22 protein-coding genes are annotated in these 23,192 nt (G+C 63.4%); 8 read left to right on the top strand and 14 right to left on the bottom strand.

All coding sequences use genetic code 11. The features are described 5' to 3' along the window. Positions 1-4 precede the first annotated feature (4 nt). The 10 genes from EI545_RS11340 to uxaC form a co-directional block, all read right to left on the bottom strand. Entirely contained in the window at positions 5-1,636 is a 1,632-nt protein-coding gene (locus EI545_RS11340) for an AMP-binding protein (protein ID WP_125325578.1), read from the bottom strand. A 96-nt stretch (positions 1,637-1,732) separates the two neighbouring features. After that, positions 1,733-2,923, bottom strand: coding sequence for a mannonate dehydratase (gene uxuA, locus EI545_RS11335; protein ID WP_125325577.1), 1,191 nt, complete (start codon positions 2,921-2,923; stop codon positions 1,733-1,735). Further along, the gene (locus EI545_RS11330; RefSeq protein ID WP_245989959.1) at positions 2,920-4,335 is read right to left on the bottom strand and encodes a mannitol dehydrogenase family protein; all 1,416 of its coding nucleotides are present in this window, start codon (positions 4,333-4,335) and stop codon (positions 2,920-2,922) included. The genes uxuA and EI545_RS11330 overlap by 4 nt, the downstream gene beginning before the upstream one ends. A 7-nt stretch (positions 4,336-4,342) precedes the next feature. After that, on the bottom strand, positions 4,343-5,071 hold the full coding sequence (gene kduD / locus EI545_RS11325) for a 2-dehydro-3-deoxy-D-gluconate 5-dehydrogenase KduD (protein ID WP_125325576.1): 729 nt from the start codon (positions 5,069-5,071) through the stop codon (positions 4,343-4,345). Further along, positions 5,068-5,892 (bottom strand): 5-dehydro-4-deoxy-D-glucuronate isomerase, encoded by an 825-nt coding sequence (gene kduI, locus EI545_RS11320; RefSeq protein WP_125325575.1) that lies wholly within the window; start codon positions 5,890-5,892, stop codon positions 5,068-5,070. Before kduI ends, kduD begins: the two co-directional genes overlap by 4 nt. Positions 5,893-5,903: 11 nt before the next feature. Next, on the bottom strand, positions 5,904-6,209 hold the full coding sequence (locus EI545_RS11315) for a cupin domain-containing protein (RefSeq protein ID WP_125325574.1): 306 nt from the start codon (positions 6,207-6,209) through the stop codon (positions 5,904-5,906). Positions 6,210-6,213: 4 nt separating this feature from the next. Further along, complete coding sequence (locus tag EI545_RS11310; protein WP_125325573.1) at positions 6,214-7,494, bottom strand: TRAP transporter large permease; 1,281 nt, start codon at positions 7,492-7,494, stop codon at positions 6,214-6,216. Positions 7,495-7,497: 3 nt separating this feature from the next. Beyond that, the gene (locus EI545_RS11305) at positions 7,498-8,019 is read right to left on the bottom strand and encodes a TRAP transporter small permease (RefSeq protein ID WP_164517274.1); all 522 of its coding nucleotides are present in this window, start codon (positions 8,017-8,019) and stop codon (positions 7,498-7,500) included. A gap of 54 nt (positions 8,020-8,073) precedes the next feature. Then, the gene (locus EI545_RS11300) at positions 8,074-9,054 is read right to left on the bottom strand and encodes a TRAP transporter substrate-binding protein (protein ID WP_125325572.1); all 981 of its coding nucleotides are present in this window, start codon (positions 9,052-9,054) and stop codon (positions 8,074-8,076) included. 23 nt (positions 9,055-9,077) lie between these two features. Beyond that, the gene (gene uxaC, locus EI545_RS11295; protein ID WP_125325571.1) at positions 9,078-10,484 is read right to left on the bottom strand and encodes a glucuronate isomerase; all 1,407 of its coding nucleotides are present in this window, start codon (positions 10,482-10,484) and stop codon (positions 9,078-9,080) included. 136 nt (positions 10,485-10,620) lie between these two features. Here uxaC and EI545_RS11290 point away from each other — a divergent pair, with 136 nt between their 5' ends. Next, positions 10,621-11,319: a GntR family transcriptional regulator gene (locus EI545_RS11290; RefSeq protein WP_125325570.1), complete on the top strand. Its 699-nt coding sequence runs from the start codon at positions 10,621-10,623 to the stop codon at positions 11,317-11,319. After that, a complete protein-coding gene (locus EI545_RS11285) occupies positions 11,309-12,232 on the top strand; it encodes a sugar kinase (RefSeq protein WP_125325569.1) in 924 nt (307 codons plus the stop codon). The genes EI545_RS11290 and EI545_RS11285 overlap by 11 nt, the downstream gene beginning before the upstream one ends. 14 nt (positions 12,233-12,246) lie before the next feature. On the opposite strand, the gene EI545_RS11280 is transcribed toward EI545_RS11285, so the two are convergent. Next, the gene (locus EI545_RS11280; protein ID WP_164517273.1) at positions 12,247-13,170 is read right to left on the bottom strand and encodes a LysR family transcriptional regulator; all 924 of its coding nucleotides are present in this window, start codon (positions 13,168-13,170) and stop codon (positions 12,247-12,249) included. A gap of 273 nt (positions 13,171-13,443) precedes the next feature. On the opposite strand from EI545_RS11280, the gene EI545_RS11275 reads away from it, so the two are divergent. The 4 genes from EI545_RS11275 to EI545_RS11260 all read left to right on the top strand — a co-directional run bounded on the left by EI545_RS11275 (position 13,444) and on the right by EI545_RS11260 (position 17,445). Continuing rightward, a complete protein-coding gene (locus tag EI545_RS11275; protein ID WP_125325567.1) occupies positions 13,444-14,430 on the top strand; it encodes an ABC transporter substrate-binding protein in 987 nt (328 codons plus the stop codon). Between the two features lie 62 nt (positions 14,431-14,492). Continuing rightward, positions 14,493-15,464 carry a Bug family tripartite tricarboxylate transporter substrate binding protein gene (locus tag EI545_RS11270; RefSeq protein WP_216842439.1) on the top strand — a complete coding sequence of 324 codons (972 nt, stop codon included), beginning with the start codon at positions 14,493-14,495 and terminating at the stop codon, positions 15,462-15,464. 27 nt (positions 15,465-15,491) lie between these two features. Beyond that, positions 15,492-15,944, top strand: a complete 453-nt coding sequence (locus tag EI545_RS11265; RefSeq protein WP_216842438.1) for a tripartite tricarboxylate transporter TctB family protein — start codon at positions 15,492-15,494, stop codon at positions 15,942-15,944. 25 nt (positions 15,945-15,969) lie between these two features. After that, positions 15,970-17,445 (top strand): tripartite tricarboxylate transporter permease, encoded by a 1,476-nt coding sequence (locus EI545_RS11260; protein ID WP_125325566.1) that lies wholly within the window; start codon positions 15,970-15,972, stop codon positions 17,443-17,445. A gap of 40 nt (positions 17,446-17,485) precedes the next feature. On the opposite strand, the gene EI545_RS11255 is transcribed toward EI545_RS11260, so the two are convergent. Together EI545_RS11255 and EI545_RS11250 are read right to left on the bottom strand one after the other, a co-directional pair. Beyond that, on the bottom strand, positions 17,486-19,708 hold the full coding sequence (locus EI545_RS11255) for an NADP-dependent isocitrate dehydrogenase (protein WP_125325565.1): 2,223 nt from the start codon (positions 19,706-19,708) through the stop codon (positions 17,486-17,488). 116 nt (positions 19,709-19,824) lie between these two features. Continuing rightward, on the bottom strand, positions 19,825-20,553 hold the full coding sequence (locus EI545_RS11250; RefSeq protein ID WP_174258177.1) for a FadR/GntR family transcriptional regulator: 729 nt from the start codon (positions 20,551-20,553) through the stop codon (positions 19,825-19,827). A gap of 107 nt (positions 20,554-20,660) precedes the next feature. Between EI545_RS11250 and EI545_RS11245 the strand changes: the two genes are divergently transcribed. Further along, positions 20,661-21,347: a fumarylacetoacetate hydrolase family protein gene (locus EI545_RS11245; RefSeq protein WP_125325564.1), complete on the top strand. Its 687-nt coding sequence runs from the start codon at positions 20,661-20,663 to the stop codon at positions 21,345-21,347. A 12-nt stretch (positions 21,348-21,359) separates the two neighbouring features. On the opposite strand, the gene EI545_RS11240 is transcribed toward EI545_RS11245, so the two are convergent. Beyond that, positions 21,360-22,037 (bottom strand): FadR/GntR family transcriptional regulator, encoded by a 678-nt coding sequence (locus tag EI545_RS11240; protein WP_125325563.1) that lies wholly within the window; start codon positions 22,035-22,037, stop codon positions 21,360-21,362. A gap of 191 nt (positions 22,038-22,228) precedes the next feature. On the opposite strand from EI545_RS11240, the gene EI545_RS11235 reads away from it, so the two are divergent. Further along, a complete protein-coding gene (locus EI545_RS11235; protein WP_125325562.1) occupies positions 22,229-23,155 on the top strand; it encodes a fumarylacetoacetate hydrolase family protein in 927 nt (308 codons plus the stop codon). Positions 23,156-23,192 lie beyond the last annotated feature (37 nt).

The raw sequence follows: 23,192 nt of genomic DNA, 5'->3' as shown, positions 1-23,192 counted from the left end.
ACGCCTAACCCTGCCGCAAACGGAACCGCTGGATCTTGCCCGTCTGCGTCTTGGGCAGGCTGTCGCAGAACACCACCCGGCGCGGGTACTTGTAGGGCGCGATGACCTTTTTCACATGGTCCTGCAGCAGCTTGACCATCAGCGCATCCCCCACCTGACCTGCGGCCAGAACCACATGCGCCTCAACGATCTGGCCGCGATCCTCATCGGCGGCTCCCACTACGGCGCATTCCAGCACGGCAGGATGGGACAGCAGTGCCGCCTCTACCTCGGGCCCGGCGATGTTGTAGCCGGCGCTGATGATCATGTCATCGGACCGGGCGGCAAAATGGAACCGCCCCTCGTCGTCCTGCCAGAAGCTGTCGCCCGTCAGGTTCCAGCCGTCCCGTACATAGGCGCGCTGCCGGTCATCGGCCATATAGCGGCAGCCGGTCGGGCCGCGCACAGCCAGGCGGCCCACCTCACCCCGTGGCAGGTCGGCCATGTCCGGGCCGACGATCCGCGCCTCGTACCCGGTGACGGGGCGGCCCGTGCAGCCGGGGCGGTGGTCGTCAAAGCGGTTGGTCAGGAAGATGTGCAGCATCTCGGTCGCGCCGATGCCGTCCAGCATCGGCTTGCCGGTGCGGGCGATCCAGTCCTCATAGACCGGGGCGGGCAGGGTTTCGCCCGCGCTGACGGCGGCGCGCAGGCTGGACAGATCGGCCCCCTCCTCCATCGCCTTCAGCATCACCCGATAGGCGGTGGGCGCGGTAAAGCAGACTGTGGCGCGGTGGTCCTGAATGATTTCTATCATGTTGGCGGGGCTTGCCTGTTCCAAAAGCGCCGCTGCCGCGCCGAAGCGCAAGGGAAAGACCGCCAGACCACCCAGCCCAAAGGTGAAGGCGAGCGGCGGCGAGCCGACAAACACATCCTCGGGCGTCACGGCCAGCACTTCGCGCGCATAGCCGTCTGCGATGATCAGAAGGTCGCGGTGAAAATGCATCGTGGCCTTGGGTTCGCCCGTCGTGCCCGAAGTAAAGCCCAGCAGCGCCACATCATCCCGCCCGGTTGGCGGCGGAGTGAACCTGACCGGCTTGCGCAAGGCGATCCGGTCCAGTTCGGCGTCATGGTTCGCCGTGCCGTCAAAGCCGACCACGGTCTGCAGAAAGCGGCTGGACTTCTGGCAAGTGACCAACTCCTCCATCAGCCTTGTGTCGCACAGGGCATGGGTGACCCTTGCCTTGTCGACGATCTTGGCCAGTTCCCCGGCCCGCAGCATCGGCATGGTGTTGACCACTACCGCCCCCGCCTTGGTCGCCGCCAGCCAGCAGGCCACCATCGCCGGGTTGTTGGCTGACCGGATCAGCACCCGGTTGCCCGGCCTGACGCCATAATCCTCGACCAGCGCATGGGCGATGCGGTTCGACCAGTCGGTCAGTTCTTTGTAGGTCCGGCTGCGACCATTGCCGATCAGCGCGGTATGGTCGCCAAAGCCCCGATCCACCATGCGGTCGGTCAGTTCCACCCCGACATTCAGCCAGTCCGGATAAGCAAAGCCATCCAGCATCAGGTCGGGCCAATCGCCCTGTGGCGGAAGATTGTCCCGGGTGAAGCTGTCGACATGGCCGCTGGGGCCAAGCTGATCTGGTAGCATCATGATCTCGCCTCTGTGGTCTTGCGTCACAGATACACGGCGGCACAAGCAGTGTCGCCCGAAAGAGCGACATATATGACTTTGAAATCTGCCGGCTGGTCAGCCCCCGACAGGGCCGGACACAGCCGACAGGGCAGCGGCCACCCCGCGCAATTCGGCAAGGCCCCGTAGGCGACCGATCAGGGGATAGCCCGGGTGGGTGCCACGCCCGATGTCCATCAAAAGCTCATGCCCGTGGTCGGGGCGGAACGGGAAGGTGGCGTCCTCTCGCCCCTCGGCCCGGCGGCGGCGTTCTTCGGACAGCAGCGCGTCGATCAGGTCGACCATGTCGGTGTCGCCCTCCAGATGCGCGGCCTCTTCAAAACTGCCATCCGGGTCTTTGCGGACGTTGCGCAGATGGGCGAAATGGATGCGGTCAGCAAAGCGCCGGGCAATGGCGGGGACGTCATTGCCGGGGTTCGCCCCAAGCGAACCGGCACATAGCGTCAGGCCATTCGAGCGGGCGGGCACGGCATCCAGCGCAAAGGCGATGCCGGTTGCGTCCGACACGATGCGCGGCAGGCCCAGCAGATCACGCGGAGGATCGTCGGGGTGGACGCACAGCCGCATGCCAAGCTCTTCTGCGGTGGGGATCACCTCTTGCAGGAAGCGGCGATAGTTGGCGCGGAGGTCATCGCGGTTGATGCCTTCGTAGCCTTTCAGTGCCCGCTTCAGACCAGCGATATCATAGCGGTCATAGGCGCCGGGCAGGCCGGACATGATCGAATGGAGAAGTGTCTCGCGCTCTGCCTCGGTTGACTGCTGGAACCAGACTGCGGCGTCTTTGCGGACCGGTTCCGGGTAGTCATCCTCAGCTGCCTGACGGCCAAGCATTTGCAGTTCAAACGCCGCCATCTTCGGTGCCGAAAAGCGCAGGCAGGTGCCACCACGGGCGACAGGGGCGGCAAGGTCGGTTCGGGTCCAGTCGATCAGGGGCATGAAGTTGTAACAGATCGTGTGGATGCCATTGGCCGCTAGATTGGCCATGCTTTGACGGTAATTGGCAAACAGCGGCGCAAGATCGCCGTCGCCACGCTTGATGCGTTCGTGGATCGGCAGGCTTTCCACCACGACCCATTGGAAACCCGCGGCCTTGATTTCGGCCTTGCGGGTGGCGATCAGATCGCTGGGCCAGACCTCGCCATAGGGGATTTCGTGCAGCGATGTCACGATGCCCGAAGCCCCGGTCTGAGCGATCTCGGCCAGGGTGATCTTGTCGTAGGGACCGTACCAGCGCCAGCTTTCGATCATGTCAGTTCCTCAATCGTGCGGCGCGCGCCCTTGCTGATCAGGGCCTTGTACGCGGTGGTGATCTTGGGTGCGAGGGCGTGGGACAGGGCTTCAGGGAAGATCTCGCGGAACCCGAGAAGGGCCGCCACCAGACCTTCGAGCGTGTCGTGGCTGGCGTGGGCCGCGCGCAGGCGGGCAGACATCGGGTCGCGCACGTCAATCGGCTGCCCGCGTTCATCAAGCCCGCCGACATAGCGCATCCACGCAGCGACCGCGAGAATGAGGCCAGGGCTTTCCCGACCGGCAACCAAGTTCTCAGCCAGCGTACCAAGGATGCGCTGGGGCAGTTTCTGGCTGCCATCCATGGCGATCTGCCAGGTCCGGTGGCGGATGCCGGGATTGCGGTAGCGTTCGAGCAGGCGGTCGGCATAGCTGTGCAGGTTCACACCGGTCGGCGCTGTAATGGCGGGAATGATTTCCCGTGTCCAAAGGTTGGACACGATGCGGGCAAAGACTGGGTCGGCCACGGTATCGGCAATGGTTTCGTGCCCGGCAAGATAGCCAAGATAGGCAAGCGCGGAATGGGTGCCGTTCAGCATCCGCAGTTTCATGTTTTCATGGGCGGTAACGTCAGCAACCAGTTCCACCCCGACAGCGGCCAGATCGGGGCGATGGCCATCAACGAAACTGTCTTCGACAACCCACTGACGGAACGGTTCGTGCTGCACCGGGGCGCGGTCTGCCAGCCCCGTCAGGGTGGCAACGCGGGCAATCACCTCCGGCGTGGTGGCAGGGACGATGCGGTCAACCATGGTTGCCGGGAAGCGGACCTCAGCCTCGATCCAGCGGGCAAGCACCGGATCGACCCGGCATGCAAAGTCAAGCGCAAGGCCACGCAGCAGGTGGCCATTGCCGGGAAGATTGTCACAGGTCAGGACGGTAAAGGGCGGAAGGCCAGCCAGGCGCCGCCGATCGAGCGCACGGACGAGGAAACCAATGGCCGACCGGGGCAGCGGGTTTGTCAGGTCATGGGTGATATCGGGATGGCTGGCATCCAACCGGCCCGTGGCGGGTTCGTGGCAATAGCCCTTTTCGGTGACCGTCAACGAAACGATCCTGACGCCCGGGTCGGCCATGGCATCCAGCACGGCTTGCGGATTTTCAGGTGCCACAAGAACGCCCGTGACGGATGTGACGATCCGGGCGGTTTCGCCCTGCGGCCCCAGTTCAAGCGCGGTATACAGGCCGTCCTGCGGCTGAAGCGCATCGCGGATGTCGGGGCGTTGCAGTGACACGCCAAGAATACCCCAATCACCGCCCGAGGCTGCCATCGCCTCTTCAATGTAGATCGCGCCATGGGCACGGAAGAACGCCCCAAGGCCAAGGTGGACGATGCCAATGGCTGGGGCGGGTTCGGTCCGTCGAAGGGTCATCTGCGGCTCAGCGGGCAAGCCAGCCTCCATCGACGTTGAGGATTGCGCCATGGATGTAGGCGGCGGCGGGCGAGGCAAGGAAGACGGCAGCACCCGCGATATCCTCAGGGCGACCCCAGCGCCCGGCGGGGATGCGGTCCAGGATCGCGCTGTTGCGGTCAGGATCGGCGCGAAGGGCCTCAGTGTTGTTCGTCTCGATATAGCCCGGGGCGATGGCGTTGACGTTGATGCCCTTTGCCGCCCATTCGTTGGCCAGCAATTTGGTAAGCCCCGCCACCCCGTGCTTTGCAGCCGTGTAGGACGGCACCCGGATGCCGCCCTGAAACGACAGAAGCGAGGCGATATTGATGATCTTGCCGGGCGCGTTGCGCTGAACAAGGGCCTTCGCGAAGGCCTGAGCGGTGAAGAACACTGCCTTGAGGTTGACATCCATCACTGCGTCCCAATCGGCTTCGGTGAAGTCCAGACTGTCGGCGCGGCGGATGGTGCCAGCGTTGTTGATCAGGATGTCGTAGTCCTGACCGTCAAAGAGAGAACTTGCCGCGAGCGGGTCGGTGAAATCCAGCCTGATGGCCGTCGCGCCGGGGATCAGGGAAAGCGTTTCCCCACAATCACGGCGGGCGGCGACCGTGACCCTTGCCCCGGACCCGGCCAATGCCACGGCGATGGCTTGACCGATCCCGGTGTTCGCGCCAGTCACGAGGGCATTGCGGCCTTTCAGGGAAAAGGCGGTCACCGAAGCGTCTCCATCCCGACCATATCGACATCGCGGTAGTCGACATTGTCGCCCGCCATGGCCCAGACGAAGGTATAGCTTCCGGTTCCCGCGCCACAGTGGATGGACCAAGGCGGCGAGACGACGGCCTGTTCATTGGCCACGACAAGGTGGCGGGTTTCCTGCGGTTCGCCCATCATGTGGAAAACGCGGGCGTCAGGGGCGAGGTCGAAGTAGAAGTATGCCTCCATCCGGCGGTCGTGCAGGTGGGCGGGCATGGTGTTCCAGACCGAGCCGCCATGGAACTGCGTATAGCCAAGGACAAGCTGACAGCTTTCCATCACTTCGGGGTGGATGAACTGATAGATGGTGCGGTGGTTGGCCGTTTCCGGCGCACCTGTCGTGAAGGATTTTGCATCCCCAATCCGCACCAGCCGCGCGGCAAGGCTGGCATGGGCGGGGGCAGAGGTGATGTAGAACCGCGCATCGCCGGCGAAGGTGACCGGGCCAAGCCCGCGACCAAGGTAAAGGACATCGCCTTTCTCCATCGCGTAGGTCTGGCCTGCCGCCGATACGGTGCCGGGTCCGCCGACATTGACGATCCCCATTTCCCGGCGATCAAGGATGCTGGGGGTGCCACATTCCTTGACCGCGTCAAGGACAAGGGCTTTGCCGCCGGGGACGACCCCGCCAACAATCATCCGGTCATAATGGGTGTAGATCAGTCGCAGTTCACCCGTGGCAAAAAGGCCCTCGCCAAGGAAGGCGGCGCGCAGAGCGGTAGTGTCCATGCCCTTCGCCTCGGACGGTGAGATGGCGGGCCGGGTTTCAACGGTAAGCATGGCAGGGCCTTTCAAAGAAAATCGTCACGGCGGGGGGTGAAGCTGTCGATCAGCTCTCCAGCCGCAAGGCAGCGGCAGCCGTGGACGGCACCGCTGGGGATCACGAAACTGTCGCCCGGGCCAACCTCGCGGTCCTGCCCGTCCACGGTGAAGGCAAAGCGGCCTGATGCGACGTAGGTGGCCTGCACATGAGGGTGGCTGTGCAAGGCCCCTTCGGCCCCTTTGGTGAAACGGAAGGCGACGACCATCAAGTCCGGGTGGTCGGACAAGACCTTGCGGGTGACGCCGGGGCCGGTGGTGACAATGGGATAGGGCATGGGACTACCGGAACAGTGAGGGCAGCCAAAGCGACAGCCCGGGGATGTAGGTGACAAGCATCAACGTGGCGAAGGCGGCACCGTAGAAGGGCCAGATCGTCTTGAGCACCTGCCCGACCCCGATCCTGCCAACTGCGCAGCCGACGAAGAGCACCGCGCCCACGGGCGGCGTGCACAGCCCGATGCCAAGGTTCAGCACCATGATTACCCCGAAATGCACCGGGTCGACGCCAAAGGCGGTGGCGACGGGCAGGAAGATCGGGGTGGTGATCACGATCAGGGGCGACATGTCCATGAAAGTGCCAAGGAACAGCAGCAGGAGGTTGATGAGAAGGAGGATCACGATGGGGTTGTCAGAGACGCCCTTCATGACCTCGATCATCGTGGTCGGGACCTTGAGGATCGCCAGAAGCCAGCCGAAGGCCGCAGCGCAGCCGATGACCATCAGCACCATCGCTGTGGTGCGGACAGCGGCGAAGGTGGCAGCGACGAAGTTCTTCCAATCCATCGTGCGGTAGGCGAGCACTGTCACCAGCAAGGCATAGACAGCGGCGACGCAGCTGGATTCAGAGGCGGTGAACACACCGGAGCGGACGCCGACAAAGATGATCGCGATCAGCAGGATGCCGGGGATGGCGTTCAGGAACAACCCGCCAACAGCGCCCCAGCCGGGGAAGCGATCTGTCGGATAGCCCCGCTTGGCCGCCACCAGCCATGCGGCCACCATAAGCGACAGGGCAAGCACCAACCCGGGCAGGATTCCGGCGGTGAACAGGTCAGCGATGGAGATCCGCCCACCCCCGGCGATGGAGTAGATGATCATGTTGTGGCTGGGCGGGATCATCAGCGCGATGATCGACGACACGACGGTCACGTTGACCGCATAGTCCACTCCATAACCGCGCTCCTTCATCTGCGGGATCATCAACCCGCCGATGGCCGAAGCGTCAGCGGCAGCAGACCCCGAAATGCCGCCAAACAGCACCGAGGCCGAGATGTTTACCTGACCAAGGCCACCGCGCATATGGCCGACGAGTCCCCCGGCGAGGGCGACCAGACGGCGGGCGATGTCCCCCCGGACCATCAACTCACCCGCGAAGATGAAGAACGGGATCGCCATCAGCGCAAAGACTGACACGCCGGAGTTCAGGCGCTGGAAGACGACGATGGGCGGAAGCTCCATGTAAAGGACGGTCGCGAAGGACGCGATGCCAAGGCAGAAGGCGACTGGTGTGCCGATCAGCAGAAGCGTGGCGAAGGTGCCGAAGAGGATCCAGAGTTCCATCCCTTACACCTCGGCCGGGGCATCGCCGAAGCGCTGGGTTGGCAAACCCGCCGCCCGTCGCGCCAACCGTTCCAGCGAGAACAGGACGATCAGGACACCTCCGCCCACGATGGGGGCAAAGTCGATGGCGCCGCTGATGCCAATCGACGGCAGCTTGATGTCCCAGGCTGACCCGGCCAACTGGCTGCCGAACCAGACCATGCCAACACCAAAGCCGGTGACCGCAATGTCCGAGATGGAAAACAGCCAAAGCTTTGCCCGTGGTGGCAAGAGGATGATCAGGATGTCAAAGGACAGGTGATATCCTTCCCGAATCCCCACGGCGGCGCCAAGAAAGATGAACCAGCCCATCAGGATGACGGCAAACGGCTCGCTCCAGATGAGCGAGGAGTTGAGGCCATAGCGAAAGACCACTTGCGCGGCGATCACACCGGTCATCAGGACCAGCGCCGTCCCGGCAACCCATAGGGCAGCGGTCGCCACATGGCCCAGAACGCGGGCCACCCGTTCCATCACGTCCTGCACGACTTCCCCCCTTCAGATCGCGGGCGGCCTGCGGCGGCCGCCCGAAATGTCAGATCACTCGACCGCTTGAATGCGGGTCACGAGGTCTTGCAGTTTCGGCGTGTTGGCGTGCTTTTCGTAGACCGGCACCATCGCCTCGATGAACGGGGTCTTGTCGATGTTGTCGATGACCTGAACACCGGCAGCACGAACCTTGTCTTCCGACTCTTTCTCGCGCGCGGCCCAAAGCTCGCGGTTGATCGGCATCGACTCCCGGGCGGCGGCGCGGACAAGTTCCTGATCTTCAGGCGAAAGCTTGTCCCAGCTGACTTTGGACATGACCAGCACTTCTGGCACGATCAGATGTTCGTTCAGCGTGTAGTACCCCGCAACCTCGTAATGACCCGAGGATTCGAACGATGGCCAGTTGTTTTCCGCCCCGTCGATGACCCCGGTCTGGATGCCGGAGTAAACCTCGCCATAAGGCATCGGGGTGGCGTTGGCACCAAGGGCAGTCATCATGTCGACGAAGACGTCGGATTGCATGACGCGCACCTTCATCCCCGCCAGATCCTCAATCGAGGTGATGGGCTTCTTGGAGTTGTAGAAGCTGCGGCTGCCGCCATCATAGAAGGCCAGCGCGACAAAGCCGTGCGGTTCGAAAGCGGCCGCGATCTCGGCCCCGATGTCGCCGTCCATCACCTTGTGCATGTGATCGACCGACCGGAAGATGAAGGGCAAGGAAACAACCTTGGTCTCTTCAATTTCGTTGTTGAACGGGCCCATGGACACACGGTTCAGGTCGATGACGCCGAACTTGGTCTGCTCGATGGTGTCCTTTTCCTCGCCCAGCTGCGCCGAGTGGAACACGTCGATGCAGATCCGCCCGCCCGAGCGTTCCTTGAGCATCTCGCCCATCTTTTGCACGGCGGCGACCGTCGGGTAGCCGTCTGGGTGGGTGTCGGACGATTTCAGCGTCAACTCGCATTCGGCAAAGGCCGCGCTGGACAGGGCGGCGGTGGCCAGCAGGGCGGCCAGAGTGGTTCTGAGTTTCATTGGTCTTCTCCTCCTCTTGTTGGTCAAAGTCTGTAGGCGGCCTTGGCAAGGCCATAGGCCAGGTCAGGGGCCAGCTCGAACGCCTCCTCGCGGTCAAGCCGGCCGGTCGTCACAAGATCTGCAAGCCAGGCGCAATCCACCCGCCGAGCCATGTCGTGCCGGGCGGGAATGGACAGGAAGGCGCGGGTGTCGTCGTTGAAGCCCACGGTGTTGTAAAATCCCGCCGTTTCAGTGGTCATCTCACGGAAGCGGCGCATGCCTTCAGGGCTGTCATGGAACCACCAGGGTGGCCCAAGCTTCAGCGCGGGGTAAGCACCCGCCAGCGGCGCCAGTTCGCGGGCATATGCGGTTTCATCCAAGGTGAAGAGGATGATGGTCAGCGACGGCTCCATCCCGACGGCGTTCAGGAGCGGGCGAAGCGCTGTGACATAGTCGGTGCGGCCAGGAATATCGAAACCCTTGTCGCGGCCGAACTGGGCCATGACGGTGGCGCTGTGGTTGCGTCGGCTGCCGGGGTGAAGCTGCAGGACCAGGCCGTCATCCAGGCTCATCCTTGCCGTCTCAGTCAGCATCTGGCCGCGGAAGGCATCGGCTTCATCGGCGGTGGCGTGGCCGGTCAGGATGCGGGCGAAAAGAGCAGCGGCATCTGCGGGGGGCAGGTCCTCGGTCCGGGCCGTGGCGTGGCCGTGGTCGGTGGCGGTGGCTCCCATGCTCTTGAAGAATGCGCGACGGCTGCGGTGGGCGTTCAGATAGCCGGTCCAGCTTTGCGTATCTTCGCCCGTCAGCGCGCCCAGTTGGGCGACGTTGGCGGCAAAGCCCGGGAAGTCGGGGTCAACCACGGAATCGGGTCGGTAAGTCGGGACCACCCGACCCTTCCAGCCCGAAGCGCGGATGGTCTGGTGATGCGCAAGATCATCCAGCGCGGAATCGGTGGTGGCGATCACCTCGATGTTGAACCGCTTGAACAGAGCGCGGGGGCGGAAGGCGGAGGTTTGCAGCGCTTCGGCAATCCGGTCGTAGTAGTCGTCGGCGTTGGCCGATGACAGGCGCTGGTCAAAGCCAAAGATCGTCTCGAACGCATGATCCAGCCATAGGCGGGACGGTGTGCCCCGGAACAGGTGGTAGTGTGCGGCGAACAGCCGCCATATCTTGCGGCCATCGGTTTCAGTCGGGCCGCCGTCGGCGCGCGGGACGCCCAGCGCCGTCAGCGGCACACCTTGCGACGCAAGCATGCGGAAGACGTAATGGTCAGGCGTCACGAACAGCTGCGCCGGGTCCGGGAAAGCCGCGTCGGTCGCATACCACGCCGGATCGGTGTGGCCGTGCGGGCTGATGATCGGCAGGCCCTGCACGGCGCCGTACAGCGCGCGGGCAAGGTCACGCGACACCGGGTAAGCCGGAAACAGGCGGTCAGGATGAAGAAGGCCCACTGTCGCCCTCCCCCGGCGCAGAAGCATTGGTTGGTCGTCACATTGCGAAAAGAATTTATGCTAGTCAACTAATATTCCAGTTGCCGCCCAAGCGGGCCGCGACTACGGTGACGGCAGGCACAGGGGAGGTTCGGGAATGCCGGGCAACGGGGCGCTAAGCATGTTGGAGCCGATCCAGCGGTCTTCGATCGCGGATTCGGTCTTTGAAGAGCTGCACCGCCAGATCCTGCGGCTTGAACTTCCCCCCGGCACCAAGCTTTCAGAGTTCGACGTTGCCCGCGCCCTTGGCGTATCACGCCAGCCCGTGCGCGATGCCTTCTACCGCCTGTCAAAGCTGGGCTTCATTTCCATCCGCCCGCAACGCGCCACCACCGTTTCGGCGATTTCCGAACGTGCGGTGATGCAGGCCCGGTTCATCCGCCTTTCGATCGAGGCGGAAACGGCACGGGTCGCCTGCAAGACGCTGACGGAAGATGACTTTGCCGCCATCGAGGCGATCATAGATCAACAGGCCCGTGCGGTAGCGGCGCGCGATCCGGCGGCATTTCATGACCTGGACGACCTATTCCATCGGGAAATCTGCGAACGGTCGGGAACAGGCTTTGCCTGGGAAACCGCACGCGAGATGAAGTCGCATATGGACCGCGTCCGGTTCCTGTCGCTGTCCTTTGCCTCGGAACGCGCGTTTCAGGAACACAAGGACATTCTGGCTGCGATCCGATCACGCAACGAAGAACGGGCGGCGGAAATGGTGCGGGTCCACCTGTCGCGCATCCTTGACCAGATTGTCCGCATCCGCGCCGAGAACGCCGCCTACTTTGCGGATGAGGGGTAAGGTGCGGGTCGTCTCCATCGGGGAATGCATGGTGGAGTTTGCCCCAACCTCAAACGGTCAGTTTGCCATGGGTTTTGCCGGCGACACTTTCAACACCGCCTGGTACTTGCGCCGCCTTCTGCCGGCGACAGCAACGGTTTCCTACCTTTCGGCGGTGGGAACGGATGGCATGTCCGACCAGATGGTTGGCTTCATGACGGCCGAGGGCATCTTGACCGACACGGTCCAGCGGGTGCCGGGGCGCAGCGTGGGCCTGTATGTGATCCAACTGACCAATGGCGAACGCAGCTTTGCCTACTGGCGGTCCACTTCTGCAGCGCGCCTTCTGGCGGAAGATGCGGATCGGCTGTGGTCAGCCCTTGACGGGGCGGACCTGATCTATCTGTCCGGGATCACCTTGGCGATCCTCTCGGCCGAGGCGAGGGTGCGGCTGATGGCATCTTTGGCCCGCGCGCGGGCGGCGGGCAGCAAGGTGGCGTTCGATCCGAACATTCGCCCCGGGCTTTGGAGCGACGCCCCGACGATGCTGCAATCAATCTCTGCCATGGCGGCGGCTGCCGACATCGTGCTGCCGTCCCACGAAGACGAGGCGCGCCACTTTGGCGATCCCGATCCCGTGGCCACGGCGCATCGCTATGCGGGGTCCGGGTCAACGCTTGTCGTGGTCAAGGATGGTCCGATGCCCGTTGTGACCCTGCATGCTGGCCATGCCGAACGTCATCCGGTGCCAGTCCCTAGCGCCCCCGTGGTGGACACCACGGCAGCCGGAGACAGCTTTAACGCTGGCTTCCTTGCCAGCTTTCTGACCAACGCAAACCTGTCCGAAGCGGTTGCTGCCGGAACCTCTCTGGCCGCTCGAGTGATTGCTGGACCGGGCGCTTTGGTCCGAACCGCCGTAGGGGCAGTGCCCTGACCAAAGGCTGCGGCCTACCCCGCTGCTTCCATCGGACGGCCTGTCGGGCTGGCCTGAAACTCTTCGACAAGGGTCGCAAGAAAACGCTCGGCCGATGGCCCGAGACTACGTGACTTGCGACGGCAAAGGCACATGCGAGTCGACGTGCCATCAAGCCCCAGGATCTCGATCGGCAGCAGATCACCGTCACGGTCTTCGTCCCAGATCGCGACCTCGGGCATGACGGCGATGCCGATGCCTGACCGGGCATAGGCCTTGAGAGCGGGGATTGAATTCGCCGTCATCTGGGGCTGCCCGTCCCGATGCTCTGAGGGGACGATCGTGTCAAAGGCCACCCGGCTGGTATAGCTGGCCGGCATCGCGGCGAAGGGCATCGCCAGCAGGTCGGCGGCAGTGATCGTTGTGGTGCCCGCCAGCGGATGCCCGGGGCTGACGACGGCGACGATGCGGTTGGGACGTTCGGCCACAATTTCGATATCGGGGTGATTGGGGGCGGTGACGACCAGCGCGAAGTCGGCAAGATCATGGACCAACGCGCGCTCGGCCTGCCGGCCGGCTGCGATGTGCAGGTAGGTCTTCATGTGGGGATATGTCCGTGCCGTCCGGATCAGGCAGGGCATCAGGAACCGTTCGACCAGCGATTGCGACACATGGATCCGGACCGACCCCTGGCCTACGGATTCCACCTCGTCGATATCGGCGGCGAGTCTTTCCATGCGTTGCAGCATCTGGCGCGCGGCATCGGCCACCAGATTGCCCGTGAGTGTCAGCCGCATCCCCCGCGAATGGCGTTCAAAGAGGGTGACGCCAAGTTCATGTTCCAGAAGCGCGATCTTCCGGCTTAGGCTTGACGCGGTCAGGTTCACGATATGCGCGGCTGCAAGCGACGACCCGTGTTCCGCAATAAGCACGACATAGCGCAAGACTTCCAAGGGCATGCGCGGCAAAGCCCCAACAATCTTTGATCGTCCCATGGTGCTCCCCCCATCTAGTGGCTGCTCTGGTGTGCAGGATATGCAAAGCTGCTGTCAACATTCACCGATTGTCCAAGCCTTGATGCTGACCCATCTTCGTTGCCTGCATCGGCGTCGACAGAGATGCCCGCAGTTGCACAGGTTTGGGTAAGGCGAAACAATTCATGGCATCCGATCAGGTCACTTTGAGCGCAACCGTGGTCGTTTGCATGTGCCGCATGTCGGAGGCCTGCTGACATGCCCCGGCTGACACTTGCCTCATGGGACCATGACAGGGCGCTGCCGGTCCTGAACAAGGAAGTCCCGGTCCAGGGGTTCGAGGTCGAATCGCATGTCCTGCCGACCACCCAACTGTTCCCCATAGCAGTGAACGAGGCGCGGTTTGACGTGACCGAGCTGTCGCTGTCCAGCTACCTGCTGCAGGTGTCGCGGGGGACCAGTGCCTACACCGCGATCCCGGTGTTTCTGGCGCGGGCGTTCCGCCACAACGGTTTCTTCGCGCGGGCGGACAGTGGCATCCGTTCGTTGGCCGACCTGAAGGGTCGCATCGTCGGGGTGCCGGAATATCAGATGACTGCCGCCCTATGGATGCGGGGTATCCTGAAGGATGACCACGGGATCGACGCATCCGATGTCATCTGGCGGACCGGAGCCCTGGACAAGGGCGTGCGACACGAGCGTCTGGAACTGGATGCCCCCCCGTCGCTGTCGATCACCCCGATTGTCGCAGGTGAGACGTTGCAGGACCTGCTGCTTGCCGGGCAGATCGACGCGCTGATGGCCCCCAGCCCGCCGCGCGCCTTTCTGGACGGGGACCCGCGGATCGTGCGCATCCTGCCGGATTTCGCCGCGGCCGAAGAAGACTATCACCGCCGCACCGGGTTCTTTCCGATCATGCACCTGCTAGCGGTGCGAAAGACACTGGTCGAAGCGCACCCCACCCTGCCCCGCGCCCTGTTCGATGCCTTCAGCACGGCCCGCGACATGGCATTGGCGCGGTTGGAAGAAGTATGGCTTGGGTCGGCAAATCGGCTAAGCCTGCCGTGGCTGAATGAAGCGATGGAGCGGACGCGGGGGGCCATGGGGCGGAACTACTGGCCTTATGGCTATCGCGCTGCTGTGCCCGAGCTTCAGACCGCCTGCAGATATTCGATCGAACAGCACCTTTCGCGCCGTGCAGTCACGCCGGACGAGCTGTTCTGTCCAGACCTTCTGGACACATGACCGGCAGCCCTCGGGGTGCCAAACGCAACTGAAACCACCGCAGTCTTTGGGAGGAGATGGCAATGAACATGAAGCTGACACTAGGTGCCGTGGTCGCGCTGGGGCTTTCCTGCGCCGCCGCGACGGCACAAGACATGCGCGCCCCGGAAGGCCCTATCGAATTCACCGTGGGGGCGGGGGCCGGCGGATCGCCCGACGTGATCATGCGCACTATCGCGCAGATCATGAATGAGGAAGGCATCGTGGAAAACCCGATCGTCATCCAGAACCGCAGCGGCGCGGGGCATTCCAACGCCTACAACCATGTGCTTGGCCTGCCGGGCGATGAGAATACGCTGCTGACGCTGGCCTCACCCGTATTCACGACGCCCATCGTGCAGGGAACGCCCTCGGTCATCGACCAGATCACGCCGATTGCGGGCTTCATCCAGTCGGAACTGATGCTTCTGACCACGCCGACCAGCGAATGGACCGGCCTGCAGGACATGGTGGCCCATGCCACGGCCAACCCCGGCGCTGTGCGCGTGGCAGGCGGTGCTTCGGGCGGCAATGACCATGTGGCGACCGGGCTGGTGGAAAAGGCTGCCGGGATCACCATGACCTACATCCCACACGAAAGCGGCGGTGCGGCACGGGCAACCTTCCTTGGCGGCAACGTCGAGCTGCACTTCGCCACGCTGTCCGAAGGGATGGAGCAGATTGCAGCGGGTACGGCCAAGCCGCTGGCAATCCTGTCGGCCGAACGTCGGCCCGAACCGGCCTTGGCGGATATTCCGACAGCCACCGAACAGGGTGTCGATGTCGTCTATACCCAGTTCTGGGGCGTTGGCGGCCCGCCCGGCCTTGATCCGGCGGTGGCTGCGTGGTGGGCTGACAAGTTCCGCCAGGCGACAGAAACGCAGCGCTGGAAGGATGGGCTTGCGGCCAACGTGCAGCTTGGCAACTTCTACGCTCTTGACGACGCCAAGACCTATTTCGCGGCCGAGCAGGAAACCTTCCGCGAAGTGCTGAAACAGATCGGCCTGGCGAATTAAGGCCAATACGACGGAGGCGAGGCAGTCATGATGCGGTTTCTGCAAGCGGTTCCCGCGATTTTCATGATCTGCCTCGCCGCAGGCGTGATGCTTGGAACGACGGGACTTCGGTTCTGGGACGGCTTCACCCCCGGTGCGCGCTTCTTTCCGGGCTGGCTGGCTGGGGCGGCGGTGATCCTGTCACTTGCCCTGCTGCTGACGCAGTGGCGGGGCACCGATGCGGGTGCGCCGGACCTGCCAGATGCCCGGGGCACGCGCCGGGTGCTTGCAGCGATGGCCGGTCTGGTTGTGATGGCGCTGCTTGTCCCGACGCTGGGCATGGTTCCGGCAGCGGCTCTGTTCATGCCATTTCTGCTGCTGGTCGTGCTGCGGGCTGCGCTTCTGCCCTCTCTCATGACCACTGTGATCGTGGTCGTGGGCATCGAAGGTGTCTTTGCGCGCTGGCTTGGCGTGCCCCTGCCGGCACCGTTCTTCCAATGACTGTCGAATTCGGGGACGCTGGCGAATGATTGACGCGCTGCTGCAAGGGTTTTCTGTCGCACTACAGGCCGAGAACCTGCTGTTCATCTTTGTTGGCGTGCTGGTCGGTCAGATCGTCGGTGCTCTTCCGGGTGTCGGCCCGGCTGCCGGGATGGCGCTGCTTCTGCCGCTGACCTTCGGGCTGGAGCCGGTGACGGCAATCATGATGCTGGCTGGCATCATGTATGGCGGCCAATACGGCGGTACTCTGACATCCGTTCTCATCAACGTCCCGGGTGAGGCGTCTGGCGTGATGACGGCGATGGACGGTCATGCCATGGCGCGCAAGGGCCGGGCGGGGGCAGCGCTTGCGATTGCCGCCATCGGGTCGTTCATCGCCGGCCTTGGTGCGGTGATGGCGGTGGCCGTCATCACCCCGCCCCTTGCCAGCATCGGGCTGAAGTTCAACGCGCCGGAGTATTTCCTGCTAGCGGCCCTTGGCGTCATTGCGGTTGGCAGCCTTGGCGAAGTGCCGATCCGGTCGCTTCTGGCCGGGGTGCTTGGCCTGACCATCGCATTGATCGGGGTGGATCCCCTGACCGGGGCGCCCAGACTGAATTTCGGGATTCCGGCGTTGTATCAAGGGATCGACTTCATCCCCGTTGCCATCGGCGTTTTCGGCATCGCCGAGGTCCTGACTTCGCTGGAGCGCAGTGACAAGATCGAGCCGATCCGGACACGGCTGAAAGACATGTGGTTGACCGCCGAAGATTGGGCGACCTGCCGGTTTTCCATCCTGCGCGGCGGGTTCATCGGGCTCTTCGTCGGGATCATGCCCGGGGCGGGGGCATCGGTTGCCTCGCTTCTGTCCTACCTGACCGAGCGCAAGTTTTCCAAAAACCCGGAACGCTTTGGCACGGGTGCCATTGACGGGCTGGCCGCGGCGGAATCGGCCAACAACGCCGCTGCCCATGGTGCGCTGATCCCGATGCTGTCGCTGGGGATTCCGGGGTCGGCCAGCTCAGCGGTGCTGCTGGCCGCGCTGATCCTGCACGGGATCAAGCCGGGGCCCATGCTGATGACGCAGGAAAGCGCGCTGGTCTGGGGGCTGATCGCCTCGATGGTGCTGGGCAACATCTTCCTCCTGGTCCTGAACCTGCCGATGGCCCCGCTTTTCGCGGCACTGCTGCGCATCCCTTACGTCTACCTTGCACCGGGGATCCTCGTGATCTCGCTGGTCGGGGCCTACGCCGCGACGCTGAGCATGGCGACGGTCTGGATGTGCATCGTCTTCGGCCTCTTGGGCTGGCTGATGATGAAGCTGGACATTCCCCGCGCGCCGCTGGTGCTGGCGTTGGTGCTGGCACCGCTGATGGAAACCTCGCTCCGCCAGTCGCTGCTGCTGTCGCTGGGCAGCCCGATGATCTTTGTGGAACGTCCGATTGCAGCCATGCTGCTGGTGGCGGTTCTTTTCGCCCTGATCGCGCCGATTGTGCGGGTGATGCGCAAACGCGCAGCGTAGGCGGTCGGCAAGGCCCGGGGGCCCTGCCGACCGGTCAGTGTCAGCCGATGATCTTCGCGAAGGTGGCCGAGGGGCGCATGACCGCCGCAACCTTGGCATCATCGGTGTGGTAGTAGCCGCCCAGATCCGCGGGCTTGCCCTGTCCTGCCGCAAGTTCGGCAAGGATAGTCGCCTCGTTTTCGGTCAGGGCCTTGGCGACGGGGGCGAAATGCCCGGCAAGATCGGCATCCACCGTCTGTGCGGCAAGCGCGCGCGCCCAGTAAAGCGCAAAGTAGAAGTGGCTGTCGCGGTTGTCGGTCTGCCCGACCTTGGGCAGCGGTGAGTGGTTGTTGTCCAACACCCCTTGGGTCGCCACATCGACGGCATCACCAAGCACGCGGGCCTTGGGGTTGCCCTTGGCTTCGGCCAGGAACTTCAGGCTTTCCCCCAGCGCACAGAATTCGCCCAGCGAATCCCAGCGCAGGTGGTTTTCCTCAACCAGCTGCTGAACGTGCTTCGGCGCTGACCCGCCGGCGCCGGTTTCGAACATGCCGCCGCCGTTCATCAGCTTGACGATCGACAGCATCTTGGCAGACGTCCCAAGCTCCAGGATCGGGAACAGGTCGGTCAGATAGTCGCGCAGCACGTTACCGCTGATGGCGATAGAGTTTTCGCCCCTGCGGATGGTTTCCAGCGAAAGCCGCGTCGCCTCACGCGGGGCGAGGATTATGAACTTGTCCGCCACACCTGCCGCAGCCAGCATCGGTTTGACATAGGCGATCAGCTGCGCGTCATGGGCGCGGGTTTCGTCCAGCCAGAAGACCGCCTGACAGCCTTCCGCCTTCTGCCGCGAGATCGCCAGTTTGACCCAGTCTTCGATGGCAGCTTGCCGGGTAGATGCGGCACGCCAGATGTCGCCCGCCTGCACGGTGTGCCGGTGCAGCACGTCGCCATTGGCCAGCACCATGCGCACCGTGCCATCGGCCGGGATCAGGAATGTGGTGGGGTGCGACCCGTATTCTTCGGCCTTCTGGGCCATCAGCCCGACGTTCTGCACCGTGCCTGCAGTGGAAGGGTCCAGCGCGCCGGTGGCCTTGAAGTAACGGATCGCCTCGTCATAAACGCTGGCATAGCTGCTGTCGGGGATGACGCAGTTGGTATCGGCGGCCTTGCCATCCGGGCCATAGCCCTTGCCACCCGCCCGGATCAGTGCCGGGATCGAGGCGTCGATGATCACATCCGACGGCACATGCAGGTTGGTCAGCCCGCGGTCGGAGTTTACCATATACATCGGCGGACGATCTGCCATCGCATCCGCGATGTCCTTGGCGATGGCGGCACCATTCGGCATCTCGGCCACCCGGTCCATCAGCGCACCAAGGCCGGAGTTCGGATCAACCCCTGCGGCCGCCAGCGCGGCGCCGTGCTTGTCGAACACCGGCTTCAGGAACTGCCGCACGGCGTGGCCGAAGATGATCGGGTCCGAGACCTTCATCATCGTGGCCTTCAGATGGATCGAGAACAGCACACCCATGCGCTTGGACGCCTCGATCTGCTCAGCCAGAAAGGTTTCCAGTGCGGTGGCCGACATGAAAGTGGCGTCCACCACGGTTCCCGCGGGATAGGACAGCTTGTCCTTCAGGACCGTCACCGTGCCATCCTTGGCCACATGCTCGATCCGCGCGGCACCGGCCTGCGCGGCTGTCAGGGTGGCCGACGTCTCATTCGACCGGAAATCACCCGAAGCCATGGTGGTCACACAGGTCTTGCTGTCAGGCGACCACTTCCCCATCGAATGCGGGTTCGCCTTGGCGTAGTTCTTGACGGCAATCGCCGCGCGCCGGTCCGAGTTGCCTTCGCGGAGGACGGGGTTCACGGCTGACCCCTTGATCGCGTCAAACCGCGCGCGGATCGCCTTTTCTTCGTCGCTTTGCGGGTCCTCAGGGTAGTCGGGGATGTCATAGCCCTGCGACTGCAGTTCCTTCAATGCAGCCACCAACTGCGGGACCGAGGCCGAGATGTTCGGCAGCTTGATCACGTTGGCAACCGGGGTCTTCACCAGCTCGCCCAGTTCGGCCAGATCGTCGGGCTGGCGCTGTGCGGCGGTCAGCTTTTCGGGAAAGGCCGCGATGATCCGGCCTGCCAGAGAAATGTCCTTCGTGCCGACCGAAACGCCTGCGGCCGACGCAAAATGCCGGATGATCGGCAGAAGCGAGGCCGAGGCGATCTGAGGTGCTTCGTCCACCTTGGTGTAGATGATGTCGGGTACGGGCGGATTTGCCATGGCGGAAACCTGTCTGGTTGAGGTGATGGTTTGGAAACTTTCGGTGTACCTTAGCATACCGAAGCACGCGCGTCAGTCCCCCGCCTTCGGTGTAGAGGCGGATTCCCTAGGAAGTATTACCCCAAAAGCCGGTTTTCGACCGAACGGATATGGGCGCGCATGGCAATCTGCGCGGCCTCGGGGTCGCGAACGGAAATCTGGTCGACGATGCGCGCATGTTCGGCAAAACTTGAATGTTCGGCCGGGGGGCGTGCGCCCGTGCGCACCATCCGACCCCAGGACACCATTCGGCGCAACAGATTAAGCTGGTCAAACAGCGCCAGCAGCGTCGTTGACCCGCTGCTTTCGGCAATCTGGCGATGAAATTCGTTGTCCAGCGCCTCATACTCGCGCCAGGTGGCAGCCTGCACCGCGCGGTCCACGTTCAGCCGTAGCTTCGCGATAGCCGAAGCCGAGGCATGCAACGCCGCCTCGCGGGCGATGGCGGGTTCCAGCGCCGCCCTTGCGCGCAGCACATCGGCCGGGCTGACCTGCTGGGCAAGCTGGCCAAACGCGTCCGCCTGCGCCGCGCCGGGATCGACGTCGGTCAGGAACGTGCCCTTGCCGACATGCCGCCACAGGCGGTTCTCGCTTTCCAATACCTGAAGCGCACGTCGCAGTTCGGCACGGTTCAGGCCAAGGTCGAGGCAAAGCACCCGCTCCGGCGGCAATCGCTCGCCCGGTTTGAACGCACGGTCCGCGATATAGGCCCGCAACTGCGCCAGTGCCGCACTGCCAGACACCCCATGATCTGCCATGGCGGCAGTGCCAGAAGTATCAGTCGGCGGGTTCATGTCATCTGGCATGTCAATTCAATACTCGGATTGGTTTGATCCGTCCAGAATGATTTGAATTGATTTGGGCCCAGAAGTCTGTGATGGAGAATTGCCCGAGATTGAGGAGTGCCCAGCCAATGCCGAACTATGTGATCAGCCCGCCGCCCGTCGTGACCCTGCCAATCGAAGGATCCGATGCGCTTTTCCCTGTCCGGCGCGTCTACTGCATCGGGCGCAACTACGCCGCCCATGCGATTGAGATGGGCCATGATCCCAATCGCGAACCGCCGTTCTTTTTTCAGAAAAACCCCAACAATCTGACCACCGGCGACAGCTTTCCCTACCCGCCGCAGACCAAGGACGTGCACCACGAGATCGAGATGATCGTTGCGCTGAAGTCGGGCGGAAAGAACATCCCACTTGATAAGGCGCTTGATCACGTCTGGGGCTACGGCCTTGGCCTCGACATGACCCGGCGCGATCTGCAGGGCCAAGCCAAAGAGATGGGCCGCCCGTGGGAGATCGGCAAAGCGTTTGAAGACTCGGCCCCGGTCAGCGCGCTGCGCCCGGTGTCTGATGTTGGCCATCCCGCGTCGGGGCTGGTGCAGCTGAAGGTCAACGGCACGCCAAAGCAGACAGGCGATCTGAACCAGATGATCTGGAAAGTGCCTGAGATGATCTCGTATCTATCTGATTTCTTTGAACTTGCGGCAGGTGATGTCATCATGACGGGGACGCCGTCCGGTGTGGCATCGGTCGTGCGCGGCGATGTGATGGTATGCCATGTCGAAGGCGTGGGTGACCTGACGGTCAAAGTGGTCTGAACCAATCTGCTGTCAGCCCGACAGGGCTGGCAGCACCCGGTCGCGCACGGACACCAGATGGTCGCGCATCCTTAGGGAAGCAGTCGCGCCGTCCCGCACAACAATGGCCGCGCAGATGGCGTCATGCTCGGCAAAGCTGGCATGATCGCGCGGGGGCATCTTGGTTGTCCTGGGCTGGCCCCAGACTGTCGAGCGTCTGACTACATTCAGAATATCAAAGAGATAGACCAGCAGCTTGTTGTGGGTCGCCTTGGCAATGGCATAGTGCAGGTTGTTGTCCCAGGCCTCATAGCTCCGCCAATCCGACGCAGCGCGGCAGCGGCTGTTGCACGACTGAATCTCATCAAAATCAGACCGGGTGGCGTAAGTTGCGGCCAGGCGTGCCAATTCCGGCTCGATCACCAGCCGCGCGGCGATCACCTGGGCAGGGCTGGCCAACTCCCCCAGATAGGCGGCGTCGGCCAGATTCAGCACTGGCCGCGCGCCGATGAAGGTGCCGCGCCCGACATGCCGCCAGATCAGGCCGTCCTGTTCAAGCTCGGCCAAAGCCTTGCGCAGCTCGCCCCGGGTGACGCCGAAGTGCTGGCTCAGCACCCGCTCGGGCGGGAGGCGGTCGTTGTGATTGAACCGTTCGGCAGCGACATACTGTTTGATCTGCTCGGCAAGCAGGACTGCGCCGGTAGCGTCCATTCTTGGCCAATCCTCGTATTGGTTACGCCAAAATTCTATGCACAGCTTAGAAACATGGCTAGCATCTAGCAATGCTGATGCGAATCCGACGCGGCCAACACGCGATGGCACCGCCAGGAACGCCGGAATGGTTTGTTGGGACGCCGTGATCGCATCCGCAGTTTACACCTAGTCAAAGGAAGTTCGGCCCCATGCGCTTTGCGACGATTTCCACTTCGGCCGGCCCGATCGCCGCGGTGCAACTGGCCGACGGACGGTTCCTTCCCATCGCCGCTGCGTGTGAGACTGAAGGCGTGGCCCATGCAGCCTTGCGGCAGGGCAGCCTGCAGGCCGTGATCGAAGGCGGCGCAGCAGCCCTGAACGCCCTTGCACCCTTGCTGGCCAAGGCGAACGCCGGTGACTCCGGTCTTGCCGCACTGGCGGTCACGGATGCCGTAATGCTTGCGCCTTTGCCGATGCCAAGGAAGAACGTCTTCTGCGTCGGGCGCAACTATGCCGAACACATCGCCGAAGGCGCGCGGGCCCAGAACACGACGGTCGCCGTGACCGAGGTTCCGGTCTACTTCACCAAGCCCAGCACGGCGGTCATCGGACCCGGGGCGACGGTGCCGATCTTCCCCCATGTCTCAACCCAGATCGACTATGAGGTTGAACTGGCGATCATCATCGGGACCGCCGGGCGCGACATTCCGAAGGATCGCGCCTATGACCACGTCTGGGGCTACACCGTCCTGAATGACGTCACCGCGCGGGACGTTCAGCGCCGCCACGGCGGCCAGTATTTCAAGGGCAAGGGCCTGGATGGATCCTGCCCCATGGGCCCGGTCGTCGTGACGCGTGACGAACTGGCAGATCCGCAGAACCTTGCGCTGCGCTGCCTTGTGAATGGCGAAGTGCGCCAGAACAGCACCACCGCGCAGATGATCTTCGACATTCCCACCCTGATCGCCTCGCTGTCCGAGGGTCTGACGCTGGAGCCGGGCGACATCCTAGCCACCGGCACGCCATCGGGCGTGGGCTATGCGATGACGCCGCCGAACTTCCTGAAGGACGGGGACACGGTGACCTGCGAAGTCGAAGGAATTGGGCAGCTGACCAATCCGGTCCGCACCGTCTGAAAAGACAAACCGGTCGTCAGAACCGGGCAAAAGTGAC

Source organism: Tabrizicola piscis, assembly GCF_003940805.1.
GTDB lineage: Bacteria > Pseudomonadota > Alphaproteobacteria > Rhodobacterales > Rhodobacteraceae > Tabrizicola > Tabrizicola piscis.
Note: the sequence above shows the minus strand (reverse complement) of the source record. Positions and strands in the feature narration are given on the sequence as shown.